Origin of the sequence: Bacilliculturomica massiliensis (genome assembly GCF_900605495.1) — a bacterium.
GTDB classification, from domain to species: Bacteria; Bacillota; Clostridia; order Peptostreptococcales; family Anaerovoracaceae; genus Bacilliculturomica; species Bacilliculturomica massiliensis.
Genome location: NZ_LR027598.1, coordinates 23,871 through 40,643, shown reverse-complemented (window position 1 = coordinate 40,643; position 16,773 = coordinate 23,871). Strand labels below are relative to the sequence as shown.

Here is a 16,773-nt window from a genome sequence, read left to right as displayed (position 1 = left end):
GCATTTCGATCGTTTGTCTTGTCGATTTATGTCGCTTTTTTCTTTTTGATCGCGAATTCGTGGTAAAAACGAAAAATAATTTCCATATTTTTATAAAAAAGATCGCTCATTCCATTTTCTTTTCGTTTTTGTGCTGCTTTTGCCGGCAAAAAGAAAAAATCATGGAAACGGCCCACTCATTTTCCTTTTAGGCCGTCCGCGTCCGCCGGCTCACCCATCTCTCTGCTTTCAGGAGTTGTCCGGCCGCGCATCAGAATAGTTACCGGCATTGGTCTCCGTGTGTCTCCGTGTTTTTCAGTGTTTTTATACAGGAGCCATAAAGCTTCACAATATCATCTTTACAGAAAAGAAGGTTCCTTCGGAGATATAATTCGCGCCGAGGGCTCACGCTTGTCTTCGCCACATTTCCTGCATAATAAAAAAGTTTCCTTCGAAAACTTATTCGCCCGTCGGGCTCGCTTTCACAAGGTAACTTTTTTGAAAGCGGCCGCAGGGCAGATTGGAGCCCCGCGGTCTCTTTTGTCTGTTATTGATCTGAATCTCCATCTTCCCCCGACTGACTGAGTTTTTCCCGCCACAGTTCCTCCATCTTCTTCAGGCGGTCCCGAAAGGCTCCCGGGCTCTCCGTCTCTTTCTGCTTGGTCTCTTCCAGCACGGCAAATTCAAAGGCCTCCGGTCCGTATTGCTCCCACTCCCGTTTCAGCTGTAAATACATACAGCTGGTCTTCTTTGCAAACTCAAAACGATTGCGGGATCCCTCCAGGTTGGAGTCGCCTTTGAGAAAAAAGCTGCCGGTCTCCCGGTTCCTCACGATGTACACGCCGCCGGTGACCTGCTTCATTTTATACTCCGCAGCCGCCTGTCTGCGCTGTTCCTTATCCATTTCTTACCCCTCTTTCTCTTCCGACAGACCTCCCCCCGGATGCCTGTCACTTTTTCGTTCCGTACCCGTATCCCATCTCGTTGAGCATGTTGGCCAGCCGGTGGAGCCGTTCGGCCAGCAGCTCGTCGTCGCGGGCCAGCGCGTCCGAAAACAATTTGATATCCTCGTCGATCATCTCGTTGTCCGTGCAGACCTCCACCGTCATGGCGTCGCCCTGAAGCGCGATCCTGTCGATCCGGGGCTCCGATTCATCGTACAGCTTCGGGTATCGATAAGCGTCGGCGAAGTACTGCCGCGCTCTGCAAACCAGAATAGCCAGATCGATGACCCGATGAACGGGAAGTTCCTCCGACTGCCGGGACCACTTTTCACCCGTATAGCGCCATACCTTTGCGGATATGTCCACCTTGCCTCTGTCGTTCCACTGGGCGAGCCCCAGCGAAAGTCCCTGGGCGTCGGTGTCGTAGGCCTTCCTCCCATCGATGTTTCCATAGTTCTCAACGACGATAACAGGTTTATGTTTCAGCGTTGTTGGTATCTTCATTTCAATTTCCTGCTTTCATTTTTATTTAGTAAATTAGTAAATTTACTAGTTTAGTATATTCCGAGCTGTTTTCTCTGTCAAGGGTCTGTTTCAAAAATATTTTTTCTCCAGTTTTGCCACAGCCATCAAAAAGAACAAAATGCTCATTCATTGTTTTGTAGCGGTATCTGCCGCTCTGTGATATCATGAAAGCGGTCTGAACAATGCCTGCGAGAAATGGCCGGCAGGAAATTTACATGATATCAGCACGATTGAGCGGAAATTTATGGAGGCGGCGAAGATGAAACTGAAAAATCCCATGTTAATAGTAACGGATATAGACAGGTCGGTTGAGTTTTATAAGAAAGTATTTGGACTCCATGTCATTACGGATTTTGGCGCGAATAAAACGTTGACCGGCGGTCTGGCTCTGCAGACGATGGAAACATACAAAGAGTTTATCGGTACGGATGAGATCGCATTTGGCGGCAATAATTTTGAGCTGTATTTTGAGGAAGATGATTTCGACAAATTTGCAGACAGGCTGAAACAATGCGATGTCGAATATGTACACCCTGTCAAGGAACATTCCTGGGGGCAGCGCGCAGTACGTTTTTACGACCCTGATAAGCATATCATCGAAGTTGGGGAAAACATCAAAGCGGTCTGCAAACGTTTCTTAGACAGCGGAATGACGCCGGAGCAAGTTGCAAAACGTATGGATGCACCTGTAAAATTCGTACATGCGTGTATGCGATAAAACGAAATGCGAAAGTTTGATATGAACGCGTTCAAGATACTGGCGGTCTTATGCTTGTTGATTTTACCCGGCTGCGATAATAAAGATGTTTTAGATCCTTCATCATTTTTGAAAGATGCACATTCGGAGGAAACGGCTCTGGCCGCCTATTCATCACTGCTTTCCGGAGACAGAACGCTTATGGACGATGCACAATCGGAAATGTGGATACCTGAATTTCAGTCTGGCATGGAGTATACCTACTTGGATTTAGACGGCGACGGCACCGCGGAGCTGCTTGTTCAAATGGCGGATGATCCATGCAGTTATAATGCTGTATTTCATTTTGAGAATGGCAGAATTTTCTGTTGGAACAGCGACGCGGTGGAAATGACCTGCCGGGATTATCCTCTGATTGATAGTACCATGGTGCGGCAATATGATTATTGCGGCACCCGCTCCTATACTATTTTTCGGTATAAAGAGGGCGGAAAAAAAGAGGATATCGCCTTTCTATTTGCCCGGGATGAATTGTTTCCCGAAAATAGTCCCGCTCCCTGTCCGTATTACGAAATTGATGGAAATGAAGTTAGCCAGACCATATTTGATGAACAGTTAAACGAATCCGTGACAAGCCGGATGCTGGATCGTTCTGATTGGACGATGCTTTAACTTCCCATTTATGGGGCTGATTATAAGCGCACCGCGCCATGGGAAGAACTGAGCCAACCGTCCATGTCAATGATAAAATGAACGGCTGTGCCGTCGATGATGAACTCGCTCTTTTGTTTTTTGCTCACTTTTTTAGGTTTGTTGACGGCGCAAAAGAAGAAAAAAGGAAGGTATATCAAATGATCGAAAAGGTATTTACACATCAAGGCCAAAAAGAAACGGTTGCAAATGCTATGAGAAAACTTGAATTCCTTGATCCCTCAGATAAATACAACAGGAAAAAGGCAGCAGGAGCGCTTGGAGGCGCGTCGCGTTGGAAATTTATAGATTTCGAAAATGGACATTGGGAACGAATAAGATAGTAAACAATGCATCATAGAAGAAAACCCAAGCAGAATGAAATGGTATCAAACAGGGGATAAAGACTGCCCGCTCACGTGAGGATCGTGTTGTTTATAAGTCATTACGAAAAGAGGAATGACGGACGCCTATTACAGGGAAAGGGGTGGAAGCAACGCGTGCTTACACCCTCTCCCACTCCCGTTAAAGCCTTGCGGCACAGGCCGCGGCCGCTCCAAACAGACGGTCCGCTTCCCGGTGAACGCCGCCGGACAATCCCCTGCCGTCCCACACCTCGTCGGCCAGGTTGTCTTCCGCGTAGAAAAACTGAGCCAGCTTAACCCCCCGAAACTGCGCCACCGCGTGCGCGGATGCGCATTCCATGTCCACCGCGATGCAGCCCTGCTCTCTGCGCCGCTGCATCTTTGCCCGCGTTTCCCGGTAGAGGGCGTCGGTGGTCCACACTTTTCCGCAGACATACTCTTCTCCCCACTCCTCAAACACCCGGCAAAGCAGTTCCACGGATCCTGGCTGCATTTCTATCTCCTCTGCAGGGGGCAGATAGTGATAGCTCACGCCTTCGTCCCGGACGGCTGCGGTGGGAACGATGATCTTCCACGTTTCCAGCGAACTGTCCAGCACGCCGCAGGAGCCCATCATCACAAATTTGCGGGCGCCGCGTGAAATGACCTCTTCCATCTGAATAGCGCAGGCCGGCGCTCCCACCCGCGACATATAGAGGGCAAATTCCCTGCCGTTTTCCCGGATGCGGAAGACCGGGGTCCCTCCCTCCTCCGTATTTAATACACAGAGCACATCTTCCTCCCGGCCGTCCATGATCGCTCTCAGCAATTTTTGCGAATAGCATGTGATCGCCGTCTCCGGAAACCCTTCTATGGGCGGCGCCACCATATACGGTTCCAAGATCGCTTCGCTGTTTTCATCGTATTCTCCAAGTATAAAGTCCATTTCCCCCTACACCTCCCGCATTATTTTTTTATGATATTATATCATGATCGGCCGCAGGCCGTCACGGTATGATCCGCGCATGGCGTCCGCCGCGCACAAAATCAGTATAATAGCCGCTCTGCGGCTATTCTGTCATGATCGGCCGCAGGCCGGCAGGACAGAATCCGCGCATGGCGTCCGCCGCGCACAGAATCAGTATAATAGCCGCTCTGCGGCTATTATACCACAAACCAACGGCCCGCCCCCCTTGTAAAATCTATGGCGTTTTGCGTATCTCTTGTAATTCTTCTTTATGCATTGTATAATTTACAAAATATCGTTTTTAATTTTGTAAAACCTACAACAAACATTGATGTATAGTATAGTTGGAAAAAAGTAAATCTTTGTAAGCGGATGTACATTTCGAACCGGCGCCGCCGGTGTCCGCCCATGCCCGACATACCATATGGCCGAGACGATACAGATCACATGCCGGAACTTCCGGCGGACAGGGAGACCAGATCATGTCGATAACAGTCGCGGAAGTCTACAAGCTTCCCACTCTGAAAAACGTGAAGATCCTCACCGGAAAAAGCGGTTTTCAAAATCAGGTGGACCGCATGGGAATACTGGACTATGAATTCATTTCCTATAAAATGCAGGGAGAGTTCATCAAAAATGATTTTGTACTCTCCAGTCTGCTCTTTGCCAAGGACGATATCAACCTGATGTCTGCCGCAGTAAAGACGCTGATCGACAACGGCGTATCGCTCCTGGGGATCAAAGATATTTATTATCAGGAGCTTCCCGCCGACCTGCTGCAGTACGCGGTGGAAAAAGATTTTTCCATTTTCCTGTTTTCTCACGACGCTTATTTTGAGGATATTATCACCGATGTGACCGATACCCTGCGTCTGATCGACCGGGATCAGCTCATCGAGATGAAGGTCGACAATCTCATCGGAAACGAGCTCTCCCGCTCGCTGGTCCGGGAATTGGCGCTGGACATCAATCCGGTATTCCGTGAAAGCTGCTGCGCCATCTTCTGCCGTCCTGGTTCCCACGCGGAAGAGGGCGTCCTCTTTCGGACTCTGGAGCGCCTGCGCAGGCTGGAGTACTTTCGCAGTGAAAACAGTGTATTTCGCTACAAAAATGGCTTTATCGCCGTGCTCACCACCGGAAGCGCCGCCGAGATCCTGGACGATTCCCGTCCGGAGATCAGAAACGCTTCCCAAACGCCCCGGCAGATCCTGACCGCCTTCCTCACCCAGACGGGCCTGCTGCCGGAAGAATACTACATGGGCGTCAGCGACTGCTTCTCCCAGCTGCATTACCTGGATAAGGCCGTACAGCAGAGCCTGTTTTCGTGCAGCGTCTGCCGTCTGGAGAACCGCCATACCGTCTTCTACAGCGAGATCGGTCTCTATCGGGTCATACTGCCCTACCTGCACGACTACTGGCTCAGCGATTACTGCAAAAGTATCGTGGAACCCATCCGTCAGTACGACGAAAAGTATTCCGCAGACCTGTTCCACACGGCGGCGGTCTACGTGCAGAACGACGGCAGCGTCAAGCAGACGGCGGCGGCTCTGTTTCAGCACGAAAATACCGTGCGCTACCGCATCGGCAAGATCCGGGAACTCATGGGCATGGAGAAGGACAGCGCCGGTTTCTATCCCCAGCTGTGCATCGCCGTGCTGACCAGCCAGCTGGAATACTATCTGTGACAGTCAGCCTTCCTTCACGGGACGGCCGCAATATATTCATATCTATTACAAACGTCTATTTCTCAAGAAAAGGAGTGTATCAAACATGAACAAAAAAAAGCTCATCGGCAACCTGATGCTGTTTACCACGGCTTTTATCTGGGGAACCGCTTTCGTTGCCCAGCGAGTTGGAATGGACCACATCGAACCCTTCACGTTCAGCGCCTGCCGCTACCTGCTGGCCACCCTGGTCCTGCTTCCCATCATCTATATACTGGATAAGCGCAGCGAAAAGACTGCCAGAGCCGAGGGAACGTACAGGGAGCTTACCGCGGAGGAAAAGAAGGCGGAAAATAAGAGCATCCTCATCGGCGGCGGGGTCTGCGGCGTCATATTATTTATCGCCTCTTCCTTCCAGCAGGTGGGACTCGTCTACACCACCGCCGGAAAAGCGGGATTTATCACTGCTCTTTATATCGTACTGGTTCCCATTTTCGGGCTGTTCTTACATAAAAAGACCACCTGGCTGGTCTGGGTAGGCGTGGCTCTGGCCACCGTGGGCCTGTATCTGCTGTGCGTGAAAGAAGGATTCACCATCGCCTGGGGTGATTTTCTGGTGTTTATCTGCGCCATCTTCTTTTCCTGGCACATTCTGGCCTGCGACCATTTTACCGCTCTCTCCAATCCGGTAAAGCTGTCCTGCGTCCAGTTCGCCGTCAGCTTTATCCTTGCGACCATCACCGCACTGATCGTTGAGACTCCCTCCTGGACGGGGATCGTGGAATGTACTATCCCCATCATTTACTGCGGTATTTTTTCCGCAGGAGTGGGCTACACCCTGCAGATGGTGGCGCAGAAGGATACGGATCCCACCATCGCTTCCCTGATCCTCAGTCTGGAATCCGTGTTCGGCGCTCTGGGCGGTTTCGTGATCCTGCACGAGATCCTTTCCACGAAGGAACTGCTTGGCTGCATCGTCATGTTCGCCGCGGTCATTCTGGCTCAGGTCCCTCTGCCGTCGAAAAAAGAAGCCTGATCTTTCAGGTCTCTGCATATTTTGATCGTTCAGCGGGGTGCTGCAAGACAAGATTTTGCAGCACCCCGTTTTTCTTTGATATAAGAAGCTCACCGCCTGAGTCTCATGGCGGGCGGCCGTACCCATACTCTTCTACAGCAGTTCGCCCCAGCGTTTTACGTAGCGAGCCTTAAGCGCCGTCGCAAGCAGCATATAGCAGACCACCGTCCCGGCCAGCCATCCAAAGTATGCCGCAGGCGGCGCAGCCAGTCCCAGGGCTGCCCCCGCAGGAGTGAACGGGATCGCCGTAAGCGCTGCGATCCCCGCGAAGGTGAGCAGCGTCACCGGAGCCGACGCCCGGCTCTGGATAAAGGGGAGCTTCGGCGTGCGGATCATGTGGATCACCAGCGTCTGGCTCCACATGGATTCGATGAACCAGCCGGCCTGAAAGGTGGCGATGTACAAGGACTGTACTGCCGGATCAGACACCTGGTGAAACAGCAGGCCCCCGCATACCGCCGGACAGATAACAAAATACATCAGCAAAAAAGTAGTGATGTCAAACACCGAACTGGCGGGACCGATCCACAGCATGAATCTGCCCACGGACGAAGGGTCCCATCTGCGCGGGATCTTCAGATATTCCCTGTCCACATTGTCCCAGGGGATGGCCGTACAGGAAATATCGTAGATCAGGTTCAACAGGATCAGATGGATGGATTCCATCGGCAGAAAGGGGAGAAAGGCGCTGGCCGCCAGCACGGAAAACATGTTTCCGAAATTGGAGGACGCGGTCATCTTGATGTACTTGATCATGTTTGCGTAAGTCCTGCGTCCTTCCAGCACGCCGTCTTCCAGCACCGTCAGGTCCTTTTCCAGCAATATGACATCCGCCGATTCCTTGGCGATATCCACCGCCGTGTCCACGCTGATCCCCACGTCGGCGGCCTTCATCGCGGCCGCATCGTTGATCCCGTCCCCCAGAAATCCTACCACATGGCCGTTCTCACGCAAAATGCGCACGACCCGCGCCTTCTGATCAGGAGAGAGCTTTGCGAACACCGCCGCCGGCTCCGCAAGCCGCGCCAGTTCCCCGTCGTCCACGGCGTCCAGATCTGATCCCAGCAGGATCCGGCCGGTGTCCAGCCCCACCTGGCTGCAGATACAGCTGGTCACCCGCTCATTGTCGCCGGTGAGCACCTTAACGGCCACGCCGTGCTCTCCCAGCGCCTGGACCGCTTCGGCAGCCGTCTTTTTCGGGGGATCGAGAAACGCCAGAAAGCCGATCAGGACCATATCCCTCTCATCCGCCGCGGAAAACTCCCCTATGGGCGAAGGATCAGTCTTCTGGGCCACTGCGATGACACGCATCCCCTCTCCCCCCAGCTCGGAAGAGCGCTTGAGGACGAACGCCTGCATTTCCTCTGTCAACGGCACCACACGGTCGCCGTATTCCGCAAAAGCGCAGCATTTCAGCATTTCTTCCACCGCGCCCTTGGTGATCATCTGTGTTTTTCCGCTCCGGTCGTAGACCACTACGCTCATGCGCCGGCGGTTGAAGTCGAAGGGGACCTCGTCTACCTTCACGTAGTCGTTCACAGACCGCCCGCCTCCGATCTCTTCCTGTTTTTCTATGATCGCCAGATCGATGAGATTTTTCAATCCGGTCTGGTAATAGCTGTTGAGATACGCATGCCGCAGCACCCGCGCATCCTCGTTTCCCCGGATATCCAAGTGACACTCCAAAACCACCTGATCCTGCGTCAGCGTACCCGTCTTGTCCGTGCACAGTATATCCACAGATCCGAGATTCTGGATGGCGTTCAGATTTTTGATAATCACTTTCTTCTGGCCCATGGCCACCGCTCCCCTGGCCAGAGAGGCGGTGACGATCATGGGAAGCATTTCCGGTGTCAGTCCCACGGCCACGGAAATCGCAAAAAGCGCCGCGTTCATCCAGCTGCCCTTCGTAAAACCGTTGACCAGCAATACAATGGGCACCATGGTCAGCATGAAACGGATGAGCACCCACGAGACGGAATTGATCCCCTTCTCAAAGCTGGTCTTTTCCGGCTTAGCCGCCAGTCCCTGCGCCATGCCGCCCAGCAGCGTATCGCCGCCCACCGCCAGCACCGCCGCCCGCGCGCTTCCGCTGACTACATTGCTTCCCATGAACGCCAGATTCGGCATATCCATGACTGAGCCGCCGTCGGACGGACCCGCGGTCTTCTCCACAGGCTCGCTTTCTCCAGTCAGTGCGGACTGGCTGACAAACAGGTCTTTTGCAGACAGAACGCATACGTCTGCCGGTATCATATCTCCTGCCGAAAGCACCACCAGATCCCCAACGACCAGATCCTCCTGGGGGATCTCTTCCAGCTTCCCCTCTCTGATCACGCGGACTTCTGTGCGGATCATTCCCGAAAGGCGGGCGGCCGCGTTTCCGCTTCTGGTCTCCTGCACGAGACGCAGCAGACCGGAGATCATCACCATAACTGCAATGATGATCACCGTGGCAAAATTCTTTTCTCCTTCCTCCGCGAAGATAATATCCGTAAACGCAGATACCACCGCCAGCACGGACAAGATCGCCGTAAACGGATTGATAAAGGCCCCGCAGATACGTCTGGGAAGAGACTGTCCCCCGCCGCGGCTCACTATATTGGCCCCATAGCGCTCCCTGGCGGCGAAGACCTCCCTGGACGCCATGCCGTCTTCGCCGGAGCCCAGCTTCTGAAGCACCGTCTCCGCGCCGTGAGCGGCCGCAGACAAAAGTCTGTCCCGGACTTCTTCCCTCCGTCTCAGATCAGCCTTGTTGTTCTTTTCAAATATCTTTTTCATTGTACCGTACCTCCAAAATTTCATATTTGTGCATTCATATCGTCGTAAAGGCTCCGCACCACAGCTGCTTCCGGCGTCCATTCTCCTCACCTCCCTTTCCTTTCAAACTGTCTATCTGATCGCTTTTCATCGGGTGCCCCTGTAAAAAGGCATAAAAAAACCACCGCTTCACAGAGATGTTCCGTCAGCGATGGTCACAATTTTTTGCACAGCAAAATCAAGCCGCCGGCGGGCCCTGCCTGCCGCGGATCTCATTTGCGACCATTCTGACGACGTCCATCATTCTCCTTCGATCATGACCGTCCATAAAACTGCCTCCTTCCCGAAAAAAAAACTCCCGTATGTTCGGCAGTGAACATACGGGAGCGCAATACAGCTGATCCACATATCCCCGTTTGAGCTTTGACTCTGGAGGGCGATGAAACTGCATTATGCTATACCTTGATTCGATATAGCCTGTTCAAACCTTCTCATGGTGTCTCCACCACTTCGCGGCAGCAGTCCGTATCCCTCTAGTAGCCTCACCTACCGAGCGGTCTTCAGTGTACCACAGAATCATATCGTTGGCAATACCTTCTTGTGATTTTCATTTTGCGGCTTGGGCCGGCCATCAGGGCACGATCTTCTCGATGGCCGTCACGGTGCCCGCCATGCCCAGACAGGACAGATCTCCGCGTCGTCGCGCGTCCCTGCTCATCTGGCCGGTATCCACGATGAACTCGACCATGTTTCCGCTTCCGTCTCCCCTGGGGCAATACTGCCGCGTCTCATTTGTGTGGCGGTTGCTTTTGATGTCGCCCGTCATGACGGTGATCGTCTTCCCCGAAGAAAAGGTGATCCGGAACCGCTCTCCGCTCCCCTTGGCATAGTAGGTCCCCAGAGCTACCAGGTAATCCCCGTCGACTCTGCGGAATCCCTGTTCGTCCGTCACGGCTTTCTGCTGAAGCTTCCACTGCCAGGAACTGCGGTTGGTGATCGCCCGGTAGTCCATGTACGCCTTGAAGGACGTATCCACCGCCGGCACGCTCATTGCCACGGTCTTTACCCGCCGCTCGCCGCCTCTGGAGACCGCGTCCGCCACCTGCACGGGCTTTGGTTTTTCCCTGACCAGACGGATCCCGTTCTCCACCTGGCAGGGGATCGGTCTCAGATCCGCCGCCAGATCCCGCCCGGCAAGTTCTGCTTCTCCTTCCGTCCCCCAGCCCAGCGGCATGCAGATGGCCGCCGGCAGTCCCGCCGTCTCCGGGATCGTTCGAGTATATCCGCGCTGGCCGCCGGCAGCGGCGGCCGCTCCGTGTTCCGCCTGCAGGGACTGCAGGCGGACAGGATTGTCCACAACTCCCTGACAAAACGTCATGGCGGCTGTCAGCGCCAAAATTGTCGCCATTTTATTCTTTCTATTGTTTAAAATAATCTTATCTCCTTTTCCTGTTTTCTTTTTTGATCTGGAGAAATTTATACTTCTACATATTCATTATTATGCAGCAGCTATTAATTTATACTCCGGGTGCAGGAAAAAATTGTCGATCCATAGCGGCGCCCTTCATTTTTTATAAAAAGCTCTGCGGCGCAGGGGGCTCTGCACGCCGGATAATGCGGTTTTCGGCTGTCCGCATCCGCGAAAAAAAAGGCGAACGATTCGTTCTGTTCACCGCGCCGGACCCACGGCCCTTATATGAAAATGGGCGCAACGCTTTACAGACTCGGCGTTTGAAATTAAAATAATAGAATATAATAGCTATATTTAAAAGGAAAAGACAGCCAGAGGCGGTCAGGGCCGGCGCAGCCCCGCAGCGGCGGGCCGTCTCTGCGATCAGGGAGGTATAGGAATGAGCGAAAAGATGAGGATCAGAAATGAATGGGAGACAGATCACAGACGGGTGGAGGAGATCACCAGAAAAGCTTTCTGGAATTTATATGTTCCCGGATGCGCGGAACACTATCTGGCCCATGTTATGCGGGATCACGAAGACTTTCTGCCGGAGCTGGATCTGGTGATCGAAGACGATGGGCAGGTGGTGGGAAATATCATGTATACGAAAACAAAACTGATCGATGAATCTGGCAGGGAAAAGGATATCCTCACCTTCGGTCCGGTCTCTGTCCTGCCGGAATACCAGCGGAAAGGTTACGGCAAAAAGCTCATGGAGCATTCCTTTCAGAAAGCGGCAGCCCTTGGCTACGACGCCATCGTGATCTTTGGAAATCCGGGAAATTATGTGAGCCGCGGTTTTAAAAGCTGCAAAAAATACCACGTCTCCGTCGAGGGCGGAGGGTACCCCACGGCAATGATGGTAAAGGAGCTCAGACCGGGAGCTCTGGACGGGCACAGCTGGATCTATCGCCAAAGTCCCGCCATGGATATAGACGAACGCGCTGTGCATTCTTTTGATGAGGGATTTGAGAGATTAGAAAAAAAATACTGCACAAGTCAGGAAGAATTTTATATCTACAGTCATTCTTCGATCCTGTAAACACGCCCGTTCAGGCCGCCGGCAGGCGCAGCGCCGCAGCGGTGATCCGATCTGCTCAGACGCCTGCGTCCCTGTCATCCAGCGAATCTTCACGAAAACGTCAAAGAAATGTAATTTGACATCCTCCTCCGCAGGGCATACCCTATAGAAAAAGGGGATTGTCAGAGTATTCAGAAGCTATCGGGAGGAAAAAAATGAAACACACACAGTTTATTTTGGGATTTGTGGTCGGCGGACTGGTCTTCGGCGGGGGCGCCGTCTTTGCCGCCAATTACGTAAACGCCTCGCCCTCGGACAATGTGATCAAAGTGGACGGCAAGATCGTCACGCCTCAGGCGTATCTCATCGAAGGCCATAATTATGTACAGCTGAAAGATCTCGCCGAGCTGGTGGATTTCGGCCTCGTCTGGGACGGCCGCAATTCCACTGTCAACATCGACACCACCGTTCATTACACGCCGCAGACCGGAGATCCCAACGGGTCTACAGGATTCGTGCAGGTGCCGCAGACCGGTGAATTGTTCATTCCAGACGTGGGAGATTCCATTGTGGCAAGCGACGGCAGCGGCTATGAGATCAAGGATATGAGCCAGTACAACCGGGAAGCTTTTCTCACCGGTCCCATGGCTTCCCTGCCGGAACCCAGCTGCGACTGGAAACAGTTTCCCAAGGTGGACAAGCCCGCCGTCACGGCAGAGCGGAAGAAAAGCGCCGGCGCCGACTATCTTTACATCACCAATTACCATGAAATGCGCCGGATGCAGTACACGCTCTACAACGCGATCTGTGCAAACCCGGCGACCTGGGAAAACGGCGGTCTGAAGCGCAGCGCAAAGGGCTCGCCGCTGGTCAAAATACAGTTCGGCATACCCGCCGACGCCTCCTCGGTCCAGTCCTTCTGGCCCTGGTACGGGGACCGTCTGACAGACGCATTTAAAAAACATCCCACCGGCACCTATTATCTGGACGTCAAAGATGTTTACAAGGACGGCGCGTTTCTCCGCACCGAATATAAATTTGTGATAATATAGCCGCAAAAAAAGCCGCCGGAAACGGCGGCTTTAAACTGTAGAAAGCTGCTAATGTGTATAGTCTAAAATAGTTACGCTATCTCCCAGATCTTTCACGATCAGTTCCTTCATTCGCTTAGCAAATGGACATGGGTATCCGATCGGGGTTCCCCTTTGAATACAACTTGCAAAAACGATCGTATCGGCGCCTCTTTTTACTAATTCCCTTGCTCTTAATATGGATTTCTTTGCAGGACAGCCTCCGCAATTAGTAAATCCAATGATTTCTATATCCTCAGTGATTCCCTGAAAAACGCCTGTTTTTTCTTTAATTGCAAGAAAATCTGCCGTTCCGGGACAAAAATCCTCTGTCTGCATACATCTGATTATTCCTAACTTCATAACGCAATTCTCCCCCCCCTAAACTCGTTTGTTGTCTGCGTCTTTTACACCAAAGGCAACTTCTAATTTGCCATATTATATAGTATTTCAAAACAAAAGTTCAGCAAAGTATATTTATTCTCAATTATATGCTGCGATCCTGTTTAAACGGGGCTTTTTTCTGCAGTCTGAATCAGCCGCTTCCTGCGGCTTTATATTTGTATGGACTCCCACTTCCCTCTCTGAAAACGGACCGTCAGCAGGACGCCCCGCAGAGTGATGTCCATGGCATAGGCGCACCAGACGCCAAACAGCCCCATTCCAAGTCCTGCCGCCAGCGTGTAGCCCAGACCGATGCGGATCCCCCAGATCCCAACGAGCGTGGCGTACATGGGAAATTTCGTATCTCCCGCTCCCTGCAGGCTGCTTCCCATGATCTGCGTCACGGCTCCCATGGGCTGAAAAAACGCGATCAGCCGCAGCACCGAAGCCGCCATGCGCCGCACCTCCGGCGTCTGTGTAAAGCAGGAGACCAGCTGCGGCGCGAAGACGAAGAAAACAACGCCGAAGATCACCATGAGGCCCATCACCAATTTAGTGGTAAGCGCTGTGATCTCTCTGGCCTTCTGCGGATCTTGTTCACCCAGGCAGATGCCGGTCATGACCGCGGCGGCCATCCCAAATCCGAAATCCGGTATGTACGCGAAGTTTTCTATGGTGCCCGCCACATTGTGAGCCACGTAGGCGCCCGTTCCCAGGGATATGATCATGCCGTTGTAGATGAGCTGGCCTGTGCGCATGATCAGTTTTTCCATGCCGGCGGGTCCTCCGATGGCAGCCACGGTCCGCGCGCTGTCACGGTTGAAATGAAATTCTTTGAAGGACAGCCTCAGCGCCGCATCCCGCCGGCAGAGCTTCGCGGCCAGCAGACAGACGCCCAGAAGACGGGAGACGGTGGTCGCCAGAGCCAGTCCCGTTATTCCAAATCCCAGCCGGATGAACAAACAGTTCAGCGCCACATTCACGAGATTGGAAAATCCGGTGACGTACATAGGCGTTTTCGTATCTTTAGACGCCCGCAGACAGGCGGAGAGGACCAGCGACAGGCAGATCAGCACCGAAGGTACCGCTACGATGAGATAGTAGGGCACGGCAAAGGCCAGCACCTCCTCCTCCGCTCCCGAAAGGCGAAGGATCGGCACGCAGAAACCCAGACTGACGGCGCCGACCACAATGCCCAGCGCCGCGCCCATGACCACCGACTGCCGAGCGGCGTCCTCCGCCGCTTTTCTGTCGCCCCTTCCCATATAACGGGCCGCCACGCTGGAGGTCCCCACGCTGACCGCAGTGTAAAATGCAATGTAAATATTGACGATCAGGCTTGTGACGCCGATCGCCGCAATGGCGTTGTCGTGGATCTGTCCCGCAAAATAAGTATCCACCGTTCCAAGGAGCGTCTGCAGAATATTTTCGATTATGATCGGAACCGCCAGCACCGTGATCTGACCGGCGTATTCCCTTCTGACCTGCCTTCGGTCCTGCCTTCGATCCCGCTTCCCGTACCCGGTCTCCTGTGACGGCGTACGGCCTTCTGCACTTTTCATGGCGGGCCTCTATTTCAAAAACTGGGCGATGGCCTGCTTCAAATCCTCTAAAACCTTTTGATCGTCGGTCTGCACCGCCTCCACAACACAGTGCTCAATGTGATCCTGCAATATGATCTTTCCTATATTATTGACAGCGGAACGGACAGCGGAGAGCTGGATCAATATCTGCGCGCAGTCCCGATCCTCCTCCACCATCCTTTTGATCGCTTCCATATGGCCGGTGACCCGCGAGAGCCGGTTCAGAACCGCTTTTGTGTTTTCGTGATGATGAGCCATGACGTCATCCTCCTTTCATATCCCCCCATGGGGGATATGAAGATTATAACGCTTCTTCCGATGCTCTGCAAGCGCTTTCTCCCCGGAGAATGTACGGCCAGGAAAAAAGAAACACAGGAACAGACAGCGCCCGGATAAGATAGGCAAAATAGCCGTTCTCATCCGGGCGCGCTTCATCTATGGTAATTTACAGTTACAGATAGATCGTCGTTCCTCCGCGCCGCGGCCTTGCGCCTGGGTCCGGCAGACAGAGTGCCGGGCCGGGACGCGTATCCGGCGCGCCGGGATTCTCCGGTCTGCATGCAGGTTCTATTCTGCACGTGAAATTGGGATTTACCCGAGGCTGCGGCCTGGGATGCGGTTCCGGTCCGCAACACGGTTCGGGCCTGCGCCGTGGTTCCGGTCCCGGGCATGGCTCCGGCCTGCAGTCCCGTTCGATCTTACAACAAAAATCAGGCTTCGGCCGGGGGCAGGGCGGCGGACACGGGCACGGAGGACACGGCTCCGGGCAGGGCGGCGGGCACGGACACGGAGGACACGGCTCCGGACAGGGCACCGGGCACGGGCCTCAGCCAGGGCGCTTCGGCTCTCTTCGGTTTTTCCAATATTAAGCTCTCACCCGGAGGCACCTACTCGCTGCCGGTCTCAAAGATGTATAAAAGAGACAGCATCCGCGTAGTTTCCCGCCAGTTCGATCAGCCGCATCACCGCTGTGTGAAGCCGTTCTGATTTGGGATGTTCGGCGTCTGCCCCGCATTCCAGGAAATACGCTTCCGCGGGCGCGATCTGCCCCAGCAGGACCCAGATGGCGACCTGCACCGCCGCATAGGCGTCGTTATCGTCCAGAGCCGGCGAAGCGGACGCGTTCACCCCTGCCAGATCGAAGGTCTGCGCTGCGCTGACCGCGGGATACGCGTTTGCCAGCAGCCAGGCCGTCATCGTTTTCTGGCGAGCGGCAGCGTCGGGGAACGCGGTCTCAAACGCGCCGCTCCGGTAGGATACTCCGTAAGGTCCGTCTTTAAATTTATCCAGACAAAAGGCCTGTCTGGTTCCCCCGCCCGCAGTGAGATAAAACTGAAATATATTGTTGTGATCCGCTCGATTCAGCCTGTAACGAGATGCGGATGTAAATGATAAGTCGCAGTAGTTTTCGGGCCCGCCGGGGCCGCTGTTGCCGTCTGCCGTCCCGGTAATATCAGTCCCCGAATACAGTACAAAGGGTCGGGTGGGAGGGAACTGCGCAGCCCTCGTACCCGATTGCACGGAATCTATAATTAACATGGTCATTCTCCTTTTAACCATAGGAATATTCGTCTGTTTCCCGCAAAGAAAACAAGCAGGCGGAAATTGTTCCACCTG

At 53.5% G+C, this 16,773-nt stretch carries 16 protein-coding genes and 1 riboswitch; of the genes, 7 read left to right on the top strand and 9 right to left on the bottom strand.

Annotated elements, in window-relative coordinates:
• Nucleotides 1-526: 526 nt before the first annotated feature.
• The gene (locus E0E37_RS01925) at nucleotides 527-883 is read right to left on the bottom strand and encodes a GIY-YIG nuclease family protein (protein WP_130861293.1); all 357 of its coding nucleotides are present in this window, start codon (nucleotides 881-883) and stop codon (nucleotides 527-529) included.
• A gap of 46 nt (nucleotides 884-929) precedes the next feature.
• On the bottom strand, nucleotides 930-1,427 hold the full coding sequence (locus E0E37_RS01920; protein WP_130861292.1) for a DUF6530 family protein: 498 nt from the start codon (nucleotides 1,425-1,427) through the stop codon (nucleotides 930-932).
• A 280-nt stretch (nucleotides 1,428-1,707) separates the two neighbouring features.
• On the opposite strand from E0E37_RS01920, the gene E0E37_RS01915 reads away from it, so the two are divergent.
• From E0E37_RS01915 to E0E37_RS01905, 3 genes are read left to right on the top strand one after another with little or no spacing between them, the layout of a single operon-like run.
• Complete coding sequence (locus E0E37_RS01915) at nucleotides 1,708-2,166, top strand: VOC family protein (RefSeq protein WP_130861291.1); 459 nt, start codon at nucleotides 1,708-1,710, stop codon at nucleotides 2,164-2,166.
• A 21-nt stretch (nucleotides 2,167-2,187) separates the two neighbouring features.
• Nucleotides 2,188-2,817 carry an SET domain-containing protein gene (locus E0E37_RS01910; RefSeq protein WP_130861290.1) on the top strand — a complete coding sequence of 210 codons (630 nt, stop codon included), beginning with the start codon at nucleotides 2,188-2,190 and terminating at the stop codon, nucleotides 2,815-2,817.
• Nucleotides 2,818-2,855: 38 nt separating this feature from the next.
• The gene (locus E0E37_RS01905; RefSeq protein WP_130861289.1) at nucleotides 2,856-3,179 is read left to right on the top strand and encodes a hypothetical protein; all 324 of its coding nucleotides are present in this window, start codon (nucleotides 2,856-2,858) and stop codon (nucleotides 3,177-3,179) included.
• Between the two features lie 181 nt (nucleotides 3,180-3,360).
• On the opposite strand, the gene E0E37_RS01900 is transcribed toward E0E37_RS01905, so the two are convergent.
• Nucleotides 3,361-4,125: a nucleoside phosphorylase gene (locus E0E37_RS01900; RefSeq protein WP_130861288.1), complete on the bottom strand. Its 765-nt coding sequence runs from the start codon at nucleotides 4,123-4,125 to the stop codon at nucleotides 3,361-3,363.
• A gap of 503 nt (nucleotides 4,126-4,628) precedes the next feature.
• Between E0E37_RS01900 and E0E37_RS01895 the strand changes: the two genes are divergently transcribed.
• Nucleotides 4,629-5,831, top strand: coding sequence for a PucR family transcriptional regulator (locus E0E37_RS01895; RefSeq protein ID WP_130861287.1), 1,203 nt, complete (start codon nucleotides 4,629-4,631; stop codon nucleotides 5,829-5,831).
• Between the two features lie 85 nt (nucleotides 5,832-5,916).
• Nucleotides 5,917-6,846: a DMT family transporter gene (locus E0E37_RS01890; protein ID WP_130861286.1), complete on the top strand. Its 930-nt coding sequence runs from the start codon at nucleotides 5,917-5,919 to the stop codon at nucleotides 6,844-6,846.
• Nucleotides 6,847-6,978: 132 nt separating this feature from the next.
• Here E0E37_RS01890 and mgtA read toward each other — a convergent pair whose 3' ends face one another.
• Nucleotides 6,979-9,657, bottom strand: coding sequence for a magnesium-translocating P-type ATPase (gene mgtA, locus E0E37_RS01885; RefSeq protein WP_408608639.1), 2,679 nt, complete (start codon nucleotides 9,655-9,657; stop codon nucleotides 6,979-6,981).
• A gap of 389 nt (nucleotides 9,658-10,046) precedes the next feature.
• Nucleotides 10,047-10,206, bottom strand: a riboswitch (M-box (ykoK) riboswitch).
• A 70-nt stretch (nucleotides 10,207-10,276) separates the two neighbouring features.
• Nucleotides 10,277-11,053, bottom strand: a complete 777-nt coding sequence (locus E0E37_RS01880) for a hypothetical protein (RefSeq protein WP_130861284.1) — start codon at nucleotides 11,051-11,053, stop codon at nucleotides 10,277-10,279.
• Nucleotides 11,054-11,495: 442 nt separating this feature from the next.
• On the opposite strand from E0E37_RS01880, the gene E0E37_RS01875 reads away from it, so the two are divergent.
• Nucleotides 11,496-12,140 (top strand): GNAT family N-acetyltransferase, encoded by a 645-nt coding sequence (locus E0E37_RS01875; RefSeq protein WP_130861283.1) that lies wholly within the window; start codon nucleotides 11,496-11,498, stop codon nucleotides 12,138-12,140.
• 194 nt (nucleotides 12,141-12,334) lie between these two features.
• Complete coding sequence (locus E0E37_RS01870; RefSeq protein ID WP_130861282.1) at nucleotides 12,335-13,171, top strand: hypothetical protein; 837 nt, start codon at nucleotides 12,335-12,337, stop codon at nucleotides 13,169-13,171.
• 48 nt (nucleotides 13,172-13,219) lie between these two features.
• On the opposite strand, the gene E0E37_RS01865 is transcribed toward E0E37_RS01870, so the two are convergent.
• From E0E37_RS01865 to E0E37_RS01845, 4 genes are all read right to left on the bottom strand, one after another.
• On the bottom strand, nucleotides 13,220-13,552 hold the full coding sequence (locus E0E37_RS01865) for a CGGC domain-containing protein (RefSeq protein WP_130861281.1): 333 nt from the start codon (nucleotides 13,550-13,552) through the stop codon (nucleotides 13,220-13,222).
• 191 nt (nucleotides 13,553-13,743) lie between these two features.
• On the bottom strand, nucleotides 13,744-15,135 hold the full coding sequence (locus E0E37_RS01860) for an MATE family efflux transporter (RefSeq protein WP_130861280.1): 1,392 nt from the start codon (nucleotides 15,133-15,135) through the stop codon (nucleotides 13,744-13,746).
• Between the two features lie 9 nt (nucleotides 15,136-15,144).
• Nucleotides 15,145-15,414, bottom strand: a complete 270-nt coding sequence (locus E0E37_RS01855; protein ID WP_130861279.1) for a metal-sensing transcriptional repressor — start codon at nucleotides 15,412-15,414, stop codon at nucleotides 15,145-15,147.
• A 645-nt stretch (nucleotides 15,415-16,059) separates the two neighbouring features.
• The gene (locus E0E37_RS01845) at nucleotides 16,060-16,695 is read right to left on the bottom strand and encodes a thioester domain-containing protein (RefSeq protein ID WP_130861278.1); all 636 of its coding nucleotides are present in this window, start codon (nucleotides 16,693-16,695) and stop codon (nucleotides 16,060-16,062) included.
• Nucleotides 16,696-16,773 lie beyond the last annotated feature (78 nt).

Bases quoted from the DNA above. Each gene is read 5' to 3' on its own strand.
- E0E37_RS01925 (WP_130861293.1), bottom strand. From the start codon at position 883: ATGGATAAGGAACAGCGCAGACAGGCGGCTGCGGAGTATAAAATGAAG.
- E0E37_RS01920 (WP_130861292.1), bottom strand. From the start codon at position 1,427: ATGAAGATACCAACAACGCTGAAACATAAACCTGTTATCGTCGTTGAG.
- E0E37_RS01915 (WP_130861291.1), top strand. From the start codon at position 1,708: ATGAAACTGAAAAATCCCATGTTAATAGTAACGGATATAGACAGGTCG.
- E0E37_RS01910 (WP_130861290.1), top strand. From the start codon at position 2,188: ATGAACGCGTTCAAGATACTGGCGGTCTTATGCTTGTTGATTTTACCC.
- E0E37_RS01905 (WP_130861289.1), top strand. From the start codon at position 2,856: ATGGGAAGAACTGAGCCAACCGTCCATGTCAATGATAAAATGAACGGC.
- E0E37_RS01900 (WP_130861288.1), bottom strand. From the start codon at position 4,125: ATGGACTTTATACTTGGAGAATACGATGAAAACAGCGAAGCGATCTTG.
- E0E37_RS01895 (WP_130861287.1), top strand. From the start codon at position 4,629: ATGTCGATAACAGTCGCGGAAGTCTACAAGCTTCCCACTCTGAAAAAC.
- E0E37_RS01890 (WP_130861286.1), top strand. From the start codon at position 5,917: ATGAACAAAAAAAAGCTCATCGGCAACCTGATGCTGTTTACCACGGCT.
- E0E37_RS01880 (WP_130861284.1), bottom strand. From the start codon at position 11,053: ATGGCGACAATTTTGGCGCTGACAGCCGCCATGACGTTTTGTCAGGGA.
- E0E37_RS01875 (WP_130861283.1), top strand. From the start codon at position 11,496: ATGAGCGAAAAGATGAGGATCAGAAATGAATGGGAGACAGATCACAGA.
- E0E37_RS01870 (WP_130861282.1), top strand. From the start codon at position 12,335: ATGAAACACACACAGTTTATTTTGGGATTTGTGGTCGGCGGACTGGTC.
- E0E37_RS01865 (WP_130861281.1), bottom strand. From the start codon at position 13,552: ATGAAGTTAGGAATAATCAGATGTATGCAGACAGAGGATTTTTGTCCC.
- E0E37_RS01860 (WP_130861280.1), bottom strand. From the start codon at position 15,135: ATGAAAAGTGCAGAAGGCCGTACGCCGTCACAGGAGACCGGGTACGGG.
- E0E37_RS01855 (WP_130861279.1), bottom strand. From the start codon at position 15,414: ATGGCTCATCATCACGAAAACACAAAAGCGGTTCTGAACCGGCTCTCG.
- E0E37_RS01845 (WP_130861278.1), bottom strand. From the start codon at position 16,695: ATGTTAATTATAGATTCCGTGCAATCGGGTACGAGGGCTGCGCAGTTC.